Annotated in this window: 11 protein-coding genes and 1 pseudogene; 9 read left to right on the top strand and 3 right to left on the bottom strand. The window is 63.7% G+C overall.

Features of this window, described 5'->3' with window-relative positions:
* Positions 1-156: 156 nt before the first annotated feature.
* Positions 157-1,083 carry an NmrA/HSCARG family protein gene (locus tag BM004_RS36660; RefSeq protein WP_093221278.1) on the bottom strand — a complete coding sequence of 309 codons (927 nt, stop codon included), beginning with the start codon at positions 1,081-1,083 and terminating at the stop codon, positions 157-159.
* Positions 1,084-1,173: 90 nt separating this feature from the next.
* Between BM004_RS36660 and BM004_RS36655 the strand changes: the two genes are divergently transcribed.
* A complete protein-coding gene (locus BM004_RS36655) occupies positions 1,174-1,626 on the top strand; it encodes a winged helix-turn-helix transcriptional regulator (protein ID WP_093221274.1) in 453 nt (150 codons plus the stop codon).
* Positions 1,627-1,899: 273 nt separating this feature from the next.
* Here BM004_RS36655 and BM004_RS36650 read toward each other — a convergent pair whose 3' ends face one another.
* Complete coding sequence (locus BM004_RS36650) at positions 1,900-2,874, bottom strand: LysR family transcriptional regulator (protein WP_093221303.1); 975 nt, start codon at positions 2,872-2,874, stop codon at positions 1,900-1,902.
* Between the two features lie 88 nt (positions 2,875-2,962).
* Between BM004_RS36650 and BM004_RS36645 the strand changes: the two genes are divergently transcribed.
* The 3 genes from BM004_RS36645 to BM004_RS36635 are packed head-to-tail and all read left to right on the top strand — an operon-like array spanning position 2,963 to position 6,460.
* Positions 2,963-4,171: a CoA transferase gene (locus tag BM004_RS36645; protein WP_093221271.1), complete on the top strand. Its 1,209-nt coding sequence runs from the start codon at positions 2,963-2,965 to the stop codon at positions 4,169-4,171.
* Positions 4,172-4,188: 17 nt separating this feature from the next.
* Positions 4,189-5,454 carry a DUF1254 domain-containing protein gene (locus tag BM004_RS36640; protein WP_093221302.1) on the top strand — a complete coding sequence of 422 codons (1,266 nt, stop codon included), beginning with the start codon at positions 4,189-4,191 and terminating at the stop codon, positions 5,452-5,454.
* Positions 5,455-5,482: 28 nt separating this feature from the next.
* Positions 5,483-6,460 carry a Bug family tripartite tricarboxylate transporter substrate binding protein gene (locus BM004_RS36635; RefSeq protein ID WP_093221267.1) on the top strand — a complete coding sequence of 326 codons (978 nt, stop codon included), beginning with the start codon at positions 5,483-5,485 and terminating at the stop codon, positions 6,458-6,460.
* A gap of 751 nt (positions 6,461-7,211) precedes the next feature.
* Here BM004_RS36635 and BM004_RS36630 read toward each other — a convergent pair.
* Positions 7,212-8,126 carry a LysR family transcriptional regulator gene (locus tag BM004_RS36630; RefSeq protein WP_093221264.1) on the bottom strand — a complete coding sequence of 305 codons (915 nt, stop codon included), beginning with the start codon at positions 8,124-8,126 and terminating at the stop codon, positions 7,212-7,214.
* Between the two features lie 93 nt (positions 8,127-8,219).
* On the opposite strand from BM004_RS36630, the gene BM004_RS36625 reads away from it, so the two are divergent.
* The 5 genes and pseudogenes from BM004_RS36625 to BM004_RS36605 all read left to right on the top strand — a co-directional run bounded on the left by BM004_RS36625 (position 8,220) and on the right by BM004_RS36605 (position 11,797).
* Entirely contained in the window at positions 8,220-8,666 is a 447-nt protein-coding gene (locus BM004_RS36625) for an ester cyclase (RefSeq protein ID WP_093221262.1), read from the top strand.
* A 19-nt stretch (positions 8,667-8,685) separates the two neighbouring features.
* A complete protein-coding gene (locus tag BM004_RS36620; RefSeq protein WP_093221259.1) occupies positions 8,686-9,606 on the top strand; it encodes an NADP-dependent oxidoreductase in 921 nt (306 codons plus the stop codon).
* A 16-nt stretch (positions 9,607-9,622) separates the two neighbouring features.
* Positions 9,623-10,183, top strand: a pseudogene (locus tag BM004_RS42225) (SDR family NAD(P)-dependent oxidoreductase); the annotation flags it as partial.
* Between the two features lie 366 nt (positions 10,184-10,549).
* Positions 10,550-11,290 (top strand): SDR family oxidoreductase, encoded by a 741-nt coding sequence (locus BM004_RS36610; protein WP_093221257.1) that lies wholly within the window; start codon positions 10,550-10,552, stop codon positions 11,288-11,290.
* A gap of 177 nt (positions 11,291-11,467) precedes the next feature.
* Positions 11,468-11,797 carry a hypothetical protein gene (locus BM004_RS36605; RefSeq protein WP_177206740.1) on the top strand — a complete coding sequence of 110 codons (330 nt, stop codon included), beginning with the start codon at positions 11,468-11,470 and terminating at the stop codon, positions 11,795-11,797.
* Positions 11,798-12,048 lie beyond the last annotated feature (251 nt).

Raw genomic sequence — 12,048 nt, 5'->3', positions numbered from 1 at the left:
GCCTCGGCCTGCTTGATGAAACCGATGATCTGCTCCTCGGTGTATCTGCTCTTTCTCATGTCCGTCATTCTCCAAGTTGACGGACTTCACTGCCATTACGCTGGTACGGCTCGGAGGGGGCAGGTCACAGTCATCTGAGCTTACTTTCGCCAATCGCTACTCCTTGTTGGCAGTGCCATAGGCCCACGCCCCGGCCGCGCCCAGCGCGTTCTCAAACGCCTTTCGTCCTTGCCCATGAAGCCACGATTCAAAGGTCTGGAGTCCCGGATGCAGCTTCCGCAGGGCTGGCAGATCAGCATGACCAACCAACGGGCCAGCGTCCAGTAACTCGGTGAGCCGCCGCAGGAAGGCATTCCCCGCCAAGACTTCGTCAGAAAAGCGCGCATAGGCAATGTGCCGACCTGCGGCTTGGCTAAACAGCGCTTGCAGGTCTGCCCCCGTGGCAGTAGCGCTTGCGATCTCGAATGTCGCGCCGCCAAAACGCGCGGAGTCAGCCAGAACGGCTGCGACGATCACACCGATGTCTTGCACGGCGATGAACTGCATAGGCTGGTCCAGCCGCATGAAAAAATTGAATTGCCCTTGATCCAGTCCGAAACCTGGCATAAGCAGCATTTCCATGAATGCTGCTGGCCTCAGAATGGTGGCGTTGATGGGCAGCTTTCGGATGTGGTCTTCGATGTGCAGCTTGCTATCGAAATGACCCATGCCCGTGAGCCCGCTGCTCACCGCGCTTGTGCTTGAGTAAACCAGGTGCTGCACGCCACTTTGCGCGGCAAGCTCGGCAATGGCGATGCCAAAACGCTCCTCTTCCTCATCGCTTAGTCCCAACACCGCACCCTGTCCCGAACTAGGCTGCACACTGAAGACGGCATGCACGCCATGAATGGCCTGGCGCATGGCACGATCGTCCGCGAATTCGCCCTCAATGAGAGTAACGCCCGCATCGCGCAAGGCCAGCGCCCCGGCGCTATTCGGGTTTCGCACGAGCGCACGCACTCGCCACCCTGCCTTTAGTAGCGCCCACGCCACCGATCCACCCTGCTGTCCCGTGGCACCGAAAACCAAAACTTCATTGCCCATTACTATTGCCCCTTGTCAAAAAGAGCAACGATTGGAGCGAATCGAAGCTGCAAGCGTTGGTGGGCACCACCGTTAACCTAAGGCACAAAAATGGTACCGGCGAAAACAGAAAATACTAATACCAAAAACGCTCAAGGCGCCTTTGTGCACGGCCGTCCCTACACCAAAACGCCGAGTGGTCCCTTGTTCACGCCTTGCGCCCCGCATAGCGTGCTGGCGCGGCTGGGCGACAAGTGGACGATTTTGGTTATTTCGCACCTTGCCGTAGCCCCTGGCCACCGGCTGCGGTTTACGGTGCTCAAAGCTGGCATCGAAGGCATCACTCAGCGCATGCTCACCCTAACGCTGCGCAACCTGGAACGTGACGGCTTGTTGCGCCGCTATCAGTACCCCGAGGTGCCTGCACGGGTTGAGTACGAGTTGACGGACATGGGCGCCAGCATGCTGCCGGCGCTGGAGGGGTTCACGTTGTGGATCCACGAAAACTGGAGGCGAATTGAAGGCAATCGTCGGGACTACGATGAGGCCGCGCTGGAAGGTTAGATCTAAGTTGGCGTTGAATGCCAACTGGGGAGCATTGCAGCAGAATGCGCAGAGCCAAGTCCTGCATGGACCCTGTCCACAACCTGTATCCGGGTGGGCGAGGTGACAGAATTGTCTGTCCCAGCAATGGGGGCTGGTTGCGAAACCAGTTCCGCTTGGCAGCGTTCGCGATTCCGAGACTCAGATAGGAAATCATTCACCATTGTGGTGATCACGCCTTACGGCCGGAGTCACCAACCGCACCCCATGAGTGCCGACTGCCAACGCTGTCGGTCAACACCTGAATCGTCGATAGTTTTTCAGCGTAGTGGTCCCGCTGACGTGCTGTATGGCATCCACGAACTCCGTTAGGATCTGCGGTCTTTCCAATCCGTCCCGTCGAAAGAACAGACCGAACGACGGCAGGTCGACCCGCAGCCCGATCTTGAGGCGGTGCACGCCACCCCTGGCGACTTCGTCCAGCGCATGCTCCAGCCGTACGGCGCACAGCAGCGATGGGTCCTGGCGAAGCACGGTGCCGATCGTGACCGAGGACATCGCTTCGATGACGGGCACGGGCGGCGTGACGCCGCTGTTCAGAAAGACGGTCATGAAAGCCTGTCTGACCAGTGTTTCCTTGGGAGGAAGAACCCATTGCGCGGTTTGGAGGTCGGCCCACTTGAACCTGCGTCCGGCGATGCCCCGGTTCGCGGTCGAAGCGAGAACGCAGAGTTCGTCCTTCAGCAGCAAGACGGGCTCGAGCAACGGAATGAGGTCGCTGGAGATCAGCTCGGGCGTGATGGCGCCAAAAACGCAATCCAGTTCCCCGTCGAGCAAGCGATGGATGAGTTCATGGACGCGACCTTCACGCAACTGCACGGCCGCGCCCGGCATCCGCTCCCGCAGCTTGACGATGGCCGCTGGAACGGTCGCAGTGACCGACGGCGCGCCGACGCGCAGAACCGCAGTCACGCCGCGTTGCATGGCCTCGACGTCTTCGGTGGCTCGGGACAATTCGTGCAACACCGCGCGTGCCCTGGATGCGGCACTCGAACCCAGCGCATTCGCATGAATGCCCTGATGACTGCGTTCGAACAGCCTGGCGCCGAAACAGCCTTCGAGCTCGCCGAGCATCTTGCTGATGGCAGGCTGGCTCAAGTGCAGCCGTGCCGCGGCGCCGCGCATCGTGGGTGTTTCGCACAGCGCCACGAGCAACTCGAGGTGCCTCAGGCGCAGGGTGCGGACGAGCCGGTCGGTTTTCGTGTCCATTCGGGAATCCTGGGTCATAGCCAATCGTGATCACTCCCTCACGATTATCGAATTTTCAAGAATCGGGGCAGGCGATAACGTTGCCCAGATGACATTCGAATCCAGAGAGACAACCAGGCCCGCCGCCCCGCTCAAGAATGTGCGCGTGATCGACATGGGGCAATACATCGCCGGACCCGGCGCGGCCATGGTCCTCGCGGAGCTTGGCGCGCAGGTGATCAAGATCGAGCCGGTGGCGGGGGACCAGGCCCGGCACATCGGCCGCTATGGCGAGTCGATGATCCGCGCCTACAGCCGCGGCAAGCAGTCGATCGCGCTCGACTTGAAGCGCAAGGAGGGTCTGGAGATCGCCTGGCGCCTGATCGGTGAAAGCGACGTCGTGATCCAGAACCTGCGCCCCGGAGCGGTGGAGGCGCTGGGTCTCGGGCCATCTGCGGTGCGAGAGCGTTTCCCCAAGGTCATCTACCTGTCGATCTCGGGCTTCGGGGATCTGGGGCCTTCGAGCGAACGCCCCGGCTACGACATTGCGGCGCAGGCGGAAAGCGGATTGATGTCGGTCACGGGCGAGCGGGACCGCCTGCCGCAAAAGGTGGGGGTGCCGATCATCGACGCGGCCGCTGCGCACCTGGGCGCCCAGGCGGTGCTCGCGGCGCTTTATGGCCGCGTGCAGACGGGCCGGGGCGAGACGCTGCGCACCTCGCTGCTCGAGGTGGCGATGCACTTGCAGGCCACCACCTGGTGCGACTACCTGGGGGGCGCACCCGAGCCGACGCGCATCGGCGACGGCCAGCCGAACAATGCGCCCGCCGCAGAGGTGGTGCCTACGCGCGACGGACACATCGTGCTGTCTGCGTATGCAGAGGAGCACTGGGCGCGGTTTTGCCGCGTGGTGGGGCGCGAGCCGCTCGCCGCGGACCCACGGTTTCGCACCAACGCGCTGCGGGTGCAGCACCGCGCAGAGCTTCGCATCGTGCTGCGCGAGTGCCTCTCGTTCTTCACAAGCGAGGAGTGCGTGGCGCTGTTGAGCCGCAACCAGATCGTTGTCGGGTTCGTGCGCAGCTACGGGCAAGTGCTTCAAAGCGCGGACGTCAAGGCGAGCGGAATCCTGGTCGATGCCATCGGCGCCGACGGCCAAAGCTACCCCTCTCTGGCGTTGCCCTACCGGCTGGGCGATGCGCCCCGGGCCACTCCGGCCGCCGCGCCTTCCTGCGGGGCCGACACCGATCGGCTTCTTGCCGAGCTCGGATTCGCGCAGAGCGAGATCGACGAGCTTCGCCGCAACGGCGCGGTGGCATGACGCGAGAAATGAATTCCATGAACCTGAAGAATCTTTCCATCTCACAAGGCTGCGAGAACCTGGTGATCCAGACGTTGCCGCTTTTCGAGATGATGAGGATGCGTGCCGCAACGACCGCGCGCCGTCATTCCACGCTCGGATTCGCTGCGGCGGACCCGAAGTCGAACGCGCGGTGGGTCAACCAGTTCACCCATACGCATCGTCGCTTGGGTCCCGAAGACAAGGAGGTCGTGAGTCCGAACAATGACACGGTCTACAGCAACGCCTGGCTGGATCTGTCCGAAGGACCGGTGATCGTCGAGACGCCCGAGATGGGCGATCGCTACTGGACGCTGGGGCTGCTTGACGCTTGGACCAACCCGTTTGCCTATATCGGGCGCCGCACGACAGGCAACAGACCTCAGCGCACGCTGGTGCACCGCCCCGGCTGGCATGGCATCGTTCCGGCCGACATCACGACGACGGTAGCCGCGCCGGGAAGCGACGTCTGGGTGATCGGTCGCCACCTCGTGGAGGACGATGGCGAAGATGCCGCTCGCGTGCGGGCGTCGCAATCCTCGATGCGTCTCGTCCGCCTGGATGGCGCCGATGCAGCGATGCGGGTGGACACGTGGATCGATGGCCGTGATGCGGTTGTCCCGTCGGCAGACCTGTACCTGCGCATCGTGAGCGCTGTGTTGCGACGCAATCCGCCGGCGCCAAGCGAGAACCTGACATGGCCCCCAGCGGCCGACGATCTCGCACCGACGCTTGCGGCCGTCTACGAGCGGCTGCGAACGAGCAATCAGCCTCACGATCTGGGCGGCGGCTGGGCCATCCCTGTCATGGTGAAGGACAACTGGGGTGACGATTACCTGACGCGCGCCCGCATCGCGCGCAACTTCATCGGTGCGTTGGGCGTGGAGGAGGCGATGTACCCGACCGCGGAAGTGGACTCGCGCGGGGCGCCGCTGGATGGATCGCAGCGCTACGAACTGCGATTCGCGCCGGGAAAAGGGCTGAAGGTGGACGCTTTCTGGTCGCTCACGATGTACCGTCGCAGCGACTGCCTCTTCGTTGACAACCCCATCCATCGGTACTCGATCGGCGACCGCACGCCGGGCTTGCACTGCGACGCCGACGGCGGCCTTGCCATCAGGCTCCAGGCCGTGGATCCGGGACCCGGGGCCAACTGGCTTCCCACGCCGAAGGGCGAATCGTTCTATGTCGTGCTGCGGCTCTATCAACCGCATGCCGATCACTTGGCGCTGCGATTCGACTATCCGCCGATCCAGCGCCTCTGACGCCCAGAAAATCAACGGAGACAAAAAAATGACGATGAACCGCCGACACCTTCTCGCAACCGCCGCAGCCGGCCTGGCGCTTCCCTGGAGTGCATCGAGCTTCGCGCAGGCTTGGCCGGCGCGGCCGATACGCCTGATTTCTCCTTACGGGGCGGGCGGGTCGAACGACATCCTGACGCGCGTTCTCGGCGACTTCCTCGCGCGAAGGCTCGGGCAGGGCGTCGTGGTCGAGAACAAGGCCGGCGCCGGCACGCGGATCGCCAACGATTTCGTCGCCAAGGCACCGGCGGACGGCTACACGCTGCTTCATGCGGCGGCACCGATCGCCATCGGAGAGGCGCTGTACAAGGACCTGCCGTATGACGTGCACAAGAGCTTCGCCTCGATCGCCAGCACGGCTATCGCTCCCTTGTTCCTGGTGGTCAATGCCGACGCGCCGTACAAGTCGCTTGCGGAGTTCATCAAGCACGCGAAGGCCGACCCTAAGGGCGCGACCTTCGGATCGCCTGGGGCGGGGTCCGCGCCGCACTTGACGGCCGAGCTGCTGCTGCGCGCCTCCGGCGCGAAGGGCATCGTGGTGCAGTACCGCGGCGACGCGGCGGCCTACACCGAGCTTCTTGCCGGGCGGATCGACGCCACGCTGACCGCCATCTCGACCGCCATTCCGCACATACAGGCCGGCAAGCTGCGCGTTCTAGGCGTGGCCACGGAAGAGCGCACGCCGCTTTACCCGCAGGCTCCGACCATCCGGGAGCAGGGACTGCCTTCCGTGGTGGGCTACGGTTGGTACGGCATGCTCGCGCCGGCCGGCACGCCGGCCAACGTCGTTGCACGGCTGAATGCCGAGATCAATGCCGCGGTGACCGACGCGGATGTCCGTCGCAAGGCCGAGGCCGCCGGACTGCAGCTTCGAGGGGGCACGAGCGAGGATTTCAGCGCATTCATTGCGAGCGAAACACGCAAGTGGGCGCAGATAATCAAGACTGCGAACATCACGGCCGAATGAGTTTGGTGCTTGAGGCCCAGGAGCAGTGACAGGCCGCGCGCCGAGTATCCGTGGAGCCCGTACTCAGCGGACGGGGGGCGTTGCCAGGCGAAATCGGGAGCGGGATAGCTTTCCCTTGCCAGGATCGTGAGGGTGCCTCTGGAATTAGCCCCGGCGTCGGACTGCAAGCGCGTGAGCAGCCAACCATCATCACCAAATCTGCATGCGAATTCCGAACTCATCATGCCGTCACGAGATGGCTACGATGCGCCAGCCATTTTTCAATCGCTTCGAGTGCTACGAAGGCGGGTAGGACTGCAGCGTTAAGAGGTGACTGTGGTAGTAGCAGTCCCAGTAACTTGAAACTCGCCGTCTCGTGTTCGCCATAAATATGGGGCTTGCAAGTCGCTTGCGAGATGCTGAATGCGCACCTAATCGATCTTGGCGCTGCAGTTGTGGATGACGAGTCCCTGCTGATCTATCCAGACAACGAGGACCTCCATGGTCAGCGGGACTACGATTCTTTTTGAGGTGGTCGTACTTCAGTTGCTTCACGAGCACGAGGAAGCTGGACCACGGGTTTCCCTGTTAACGAGCGAATGACCTAATTCGGCCACGCAGATACATCAGCCGCAGGCGACGGGTGACTGCTTTGCAATGGATCGCTTCGTTGCTCCCCGGCCTCGGCCGTCCGCTCTTCGGGGCACGCTGACGCCACATTCCACTCAAATCTCCGGGATGGATTTCCCTGCGCAGATCGTTCGAGGCATGTTCACTGCAGCAGCTCAGAGGTCGATGCGATGAGATTCCGCAGCCACGTCTGAGCCAGGCTGGCGTCGTTTCGCCGATGCCATGTTAGGTGAAACGTGATCTCGGGCAGGTCGACTGGCGGCGGAAACAGCACGAGGTCGTCCGCCGCCTCCGATGAGAGCGCGAATCTGCGCAGCAGCGTGGCCGACATCAGGGTGCTCGCTACAACCACTGGCACGGCGAACATCTGCGGCATGGTCAGTCCCAGCGTGCGCGTCTTGCCCTGTTGCGCGAGTGCCTGGTCGACGATGCCGTGGCGCTCACCCTCGGGCGACACGAGCACGTGCGACAGCGTCAGGAAGCTTTTCAGCGTCATTCCGCGGCGGGCGGCCGGGTTGTCGCGCGCAACGATGGTGACGAACTCGTCCCTCAGCAAAGGCATCGTCGAGATGCGTCCGTCCGACTGCGTGGGCGCGACGCCGATGGCCGCATCGATGGCGCCTGCGTCCAAGAGATCGACGGCATGGTTGCGATCGTTGAAGGCGCGCACGTTCAGCGCGATGCCCGGCGCCTCCCGCGCCAGCGCTTTCAGAAGCGGGGGCAGCAGCACGAAGGTCGGGTAGTCCTGCAGCCCCAGGTTGAAGACGAGCGACGCCTTGCCCGGCACGAACGGCTCCCCGGTGACGAGGGTCGCCTTGATCTGCGCGAGCGCTTGGGACAAGGGCTCGGCCAGTTCCCTCGCACGCTGGGTCGGCAGCAATCCGCCCGCAGCCCGCAGGAACAAGGGATCTGCCAGCAGCGTCCGCAGGCGAGACAGTGCCGCGCTCATGGCCGGTTGGCTGACGCCGACGCGTGTGGCCGCGCGCGTGACGTTTCGCTCGCCCATGAGCGCGTCGAAGGCCACGAGAAGGTTCAGATCGATGCCGTGAAAATCCATGATATTGATATTGATCTATATCGATTATTTGTTGGACGGATTTTAGGCCGGTTCGCAGAATCACCTCACCGACACCAACCATCGAGTTCCCGAATGCAATCCATCGATCAACAACTTGCCACCCGCTTGCGCGTCGAGCGCGAAGCCGTGGAGACTTTCTACCGCGCCTTCACCGACCAGAACCTGGACCTCGTCGACAGCGTCCTCGCGCCGGATTGGGACGACATCCCCCTGGCACCGGGCCAGGAGCCCGGACCGCAAGGCATCAAGACCATCATCCGCAGCGTTGCGGAAGCCTTTCCGGATGTGCGGATCACCATCCACGACATGGTGCAGGAGCCCGGCAAGATCGGCGTCCGCGCTGAGATCAGCGGCACCCACAAGGGCCCGCTCTTCGGCATCGCCGCGACGGGAAAGCAGGTGAGCTTTCGCCTGCACGAGTTCCACACCCTCATGGATGGCCGCGTGACCACGACGTGGCACATGGAAGACTGGTTCGGCCTCTTCCTGCAGCTGGGCCAGTTCCCGGCCCAAGCTTGAACAAGAGAAGAAGCAAGCCATGAAAGCAGCCATCATCCATGCGTTCGGCGGCCCCGAAGTCGTCACCATCGGCGCGGTCACGCCTCGCATCCCGCAGGCCGACGAGATCGTCGTTCGCGTCGAAGCCGTCGCGCTCAACCCGCTCGATCTCAAGATCGTCGCCGGCTACATGCAGCAGGTGTTCCCCATCGAACTGCCCTACGTGCCGGGCACCGATTTCAGCGGCGTCGTCGAATCGGTCGGCGCCGAGGCCTCGCACCTGAAGGCGGGTGACCGGGTCGTAGGTCGCACGCAGCCGGGCGCCGGCGGGGCCTTGGCCAAGCAGGTCGTGATCAACGCCGGCAGCGTCCTCGTGATGCCCGAGGCAATGAGCTTCGAGCAGGGCGCAGCGCTTCCTACCGCGTTCGGCACGGCGAGTCAGGCGCTGTTTGACATAGGCGCGCTCAAGCAAGGCGAAACGGTGCTCATCCACGCTGCGGCCGGCGGCGTCGGCAGCATGGCCGTCCAGTTGGCGCACGCGGCCGGCGCCCGCGTGATCGCCACTGGGTCCGTGCGCAATCACGAACTGGTTCGCAGCCTGGGCGCCGACCAGGTCATCGACTACCGCACGCAGGACTTCTCCCAACTGCGCGACATCGACCTCGTGCTCGACACCATCGGCGCCGACACCCTGGAGAAGTCGTGGTCGGTCCTGGGCCGGGGCGGGCGCATTGCCACCACCGTGGAGTTCGGCATCGCCGCCCGCGATGGCCACGCCGGCACATCCGTCTTCTTCGCGGATGCCGTGCGCTTCCTTCCCGAGGCCTTCCGGATGTTCGCGCAGGGCCGCCTCCAGATCGTGACCGACACGATCTTCAAGCTCGACGAAGCGCGATCCGCCCTCGAGCGGCTGGCCACCGGGCACGCCCGCGGCAAGGTGATCGTGCGCGTCGGGCAATGATGAAAGCTACCAGGTCATGACGCCAGATCCTCAGACCGTGCTCGTGACCGGTGCCGGCTCCGGCATCGGGCGCGCCATCGCCCTCGCGTTGGCGCGCGACGGACATCAGGTCGTCGCCAGCATGCGCGAGGTGCGCGAAAAGAATCGCGACCGCGCCGACGAACTGGCGCAAGTCGCCATGCAGGAGGACATCGCCCTGGAGGTGCTGGCGCTCGATGTCCTCTCGGAGGTGGGATGCCGCGCCGCGGTTGACCACATCGTCGCCCGCCATGCGCGCCTCGATGTCGTGGTGAACAACGCCGGCATGCTGATGCAAGGCCTAACGGAAGCGTTTTCCGTCGACCAGGTCGCCCGCATCATCGACACCAACGCGCTCTCGTGGCTGCGTGTCAACAGGGCCGCACTGCCCGTGATGCGGCGCCAGGGGCACGGCGTGCTGATGTACGTGGGCAGCACGACCTCGCGCATCCATGAACCTTTCCTCGGACCCTACATCGCCAGCAAGGTGGCGGGAGACGCCCTGGCGGAAATCATGGGCATGGAGGTGCGGCCCTTCGGCATCGAGAGCGTCATCCTCGTGCCCGGCGCATTCACGTCCGGCACCAAGCACTTCGCACACGCACAGCCGCCCGCGCACGCCGCGATCGAGCAGCAATACGGCGAGCTCGCCTCGCGGATGGACGGCTTGGGCAAGCAACTCTCGGCCATCGACGCCGACAACGGCGCACCGCTCGACGTTTCCGCAGTCGGAGCGGCGGCACCGCGTGTTGGCAACCCCACGCGGTCAGCGGCCGTCTCGGGTGACCATCGATGGGCAGCGCAAGGGCACCGAGGCGCTCGACGCGCTGCATCACGAGAAGCAAGCTGCCTTCCTGCGCGCGATGGCGCTGGACGACCTGACCTCGGCGCCTCCCTGGAGTGCCATCGACGAAGGAGTGAAACCATGAGCGAATCCAGGACCAAGGCAGCGATCGTCACTGGTGCCTCTCGCGGCATCGGCAAGGCAATCGCCCTGCGATTGGCCGATGACGGCTTCGCGGTCGCTGTCGGCTATGCCGGGGAGCGCGCCCTGGCGGAGGCGACCGTCGTGGACATCGTGGATCGCGGCGGCCAAGCCATCGCCGTCAAGGCCGATGTGGCGAATGCAGCGGACGTCGACGACCTGTTCCGGACAACGCTGCAGGCCTTCGGTCGCGTGGACGTCGTTGTCAGCAACGCCGGTGTCATGGACCTCGCGCCCATCGCATCCGAGAACATCGACGCCTTTGACCGGATGATGACGATCAATGTCCGCGGCACCTTTCTCGTCATGGCCAAGGCCGCCGAGATGCTCGGCGCAGGAGGGCGCATCGTTGCGCTCTCGACGAGCGTCATCGCGAAGTCGACGCCCGGATACGGACCGTACATCGCCTCCAAGAGCGCGGTCGAAGGCCTGGTGCGGGTGCTCGCCAACGAAATGCGCGGCCGGGACATCACCGTCAACGCCGTGGCGCCAGGTCCGACGGCGACAGAGCTCTTTCTCAAGGGAAAGAGCGCACCGCAGATCGAGGCACTCGCCGGCCTGTCGCCTCTGGGTCGGTTGGGGAAGGCCGAGGACGTGGCGAACGCGGTGTCCTTCCTCGCCGGCGACGGCGGCGGCTGGGTCAACGCGCAGATCGTGCGGAGCAACGGCGGCTTCGCTTGAACGAAAATGACGACGCCTGCAAGGCGGAAATCGAGCCCGCCTGGAGCGAGCCGATCACTGTGGAGCAGTCATAGGTTCGCTCATAGCGGTCGGCTGCAATGGACCGAATGTGATGAAAAAACTCCTCCAATTCTAAGAGGTGCGCTGCTTATCCATGTACTTCGCGTGAGTCCGTCAATGTCCGGTTCTGGGGCGGATTTAACCGGTCGATGCAACACACAACTCAGGCTCTCGGACCAGTTCAAAGCACGGTTCGGAGCGACCGCGCTCGCCGCCGATGAACTGGCCTATCGCCCCGTCGCCTACTTGCTCAATCGCGACGCATACGACCGGCGTTCGCCCTCCAGTCCGCATGGCGGAGCTGGGGCCTTCAGCGCTTCGATCACCCAGACCGACAAGGGGGCGCTGTTCCGCTTGGGTCAGGGCCACGTCGTCGCCTTGACTGCTTCGGTGGTCAAGCACCTCAACGCGGATACCCGCATCCCCTCTTTTCCTGAAACGCGGTAGTACAAGCCGGAAATAGAAGTTTGAAAAAGTAACACAGAGCTCGGTTTGAGCTGCTTTGGTTTCAAACTCGTGGAACAGTTACAACAAACTGTCCCGATCTGAACCTTCGAGGAACAGGTTTGCAATCCAAACGATTCCCGACCGGAATCCATAAAGAGGGTGGATGCATGCAGTCTCAGAATGGCTTTGCGACCGGCGCACGGAGTGCTGAGTTCGTCGCAACGGAGGAATCGCCGCGCGAACACGTTCCG

Source organism: Variovorax sp. OK212, assembly GCF_900112425.1.
In the GTDB taxonomy this organism is placed as follows: domain Bacteria; phylum Pseudomonadota; class Gammaproteobacteria; order Burkholderiales; family Burkholderiaceae_C; genus Variovorax.
This window is presented reverse-complemented; position numbering and strand designations above follow the sequence as displayed.

What these genes read in the sequence shown, in the direction of transcription:
- BM004_RS36660 (WP_093221278.1), bottom strand. Translation starts at nt 1,083, where the DNA reads ATGGGCAATGAAGTTTTGGTTTTCGGTGCCACGGGACAGCAGGGTGGA.
- BM004_RS36655 (WP_093221274.1), top strand. Translation starts at nt 1,174, where the DNA reads ATGGTACCGGCGAAAACAGAAAATACTAATACCAAAAACGCTCAAGGC.
- BM004_RS36650 (WP_093221303.1), bottom strand. Translation starts at nt 2,874, where the DNA reads ATGGACACGAAAACCGACCGGCTCGTCCGCACCCTGCGCCTGAGGCAC.
- BM004_RS36645 (WP_093221271.1), top strand. Translation starts at nt 2,963, where the DNA reads ATGACATTCGAATCCAGAGAGACAACCAGGCCCGCCGCCCCGCTCAAG.
- BM004_RS36640 (WP_093221302.1), top strand. Translation starts at nt 4,189, where the DNA reads ATGAACCTGAAGAATCTTTCCATCTCACAAGGCTGCGAGAACCTGGTG.
- BM004_RS36635 (WP_093221267.1), top strand. Translation starts at nt 5,483, where the DNA reads ATGACGATGAACCGCCGACACCTTCTCGCAACCGCCGCAGCCGGCCTG.
- BM004_RS36630 (WP_093221264.1), bottom strand. Translation starts at nt 8,126, where the DNA reads ATGGATTTTCACGGCATCGATCTGAACCTTCTCGTGGCCTTCGACGCG.
- BM004_RS36625 (WP_093221262.1), top strand. Translation starts at nt 8,220, where the DNA reads ATGCAATCCATCGATCAACAACTTGCCACCCGCTTGCGCGTCGAGCGC.
- BM004_RS36620 (WP_093221259.1), top strand. Translation starts at nt 8,686, where the DNA reads ATGAAAGCAGCCATCATCCATGCGTTCGGCGGCCCCGAAGTCGTCACC.
- BM004_RS36610 (WP_093221257.1), top strand. Translation starts at nt 10,550, where the DNA reads ATGAGCGAATCCAGGACCAAGGCAGCGATCGTCACTGGTGCCTCTCGC.
- BM004_RS36605 (WP_177206740.1), top strand. Translation starts at nt 11,468, where the DNA reads ATGTCCGGTTCTGGGGCGGATTTAACCGGTCGATGCAACACACAACTC.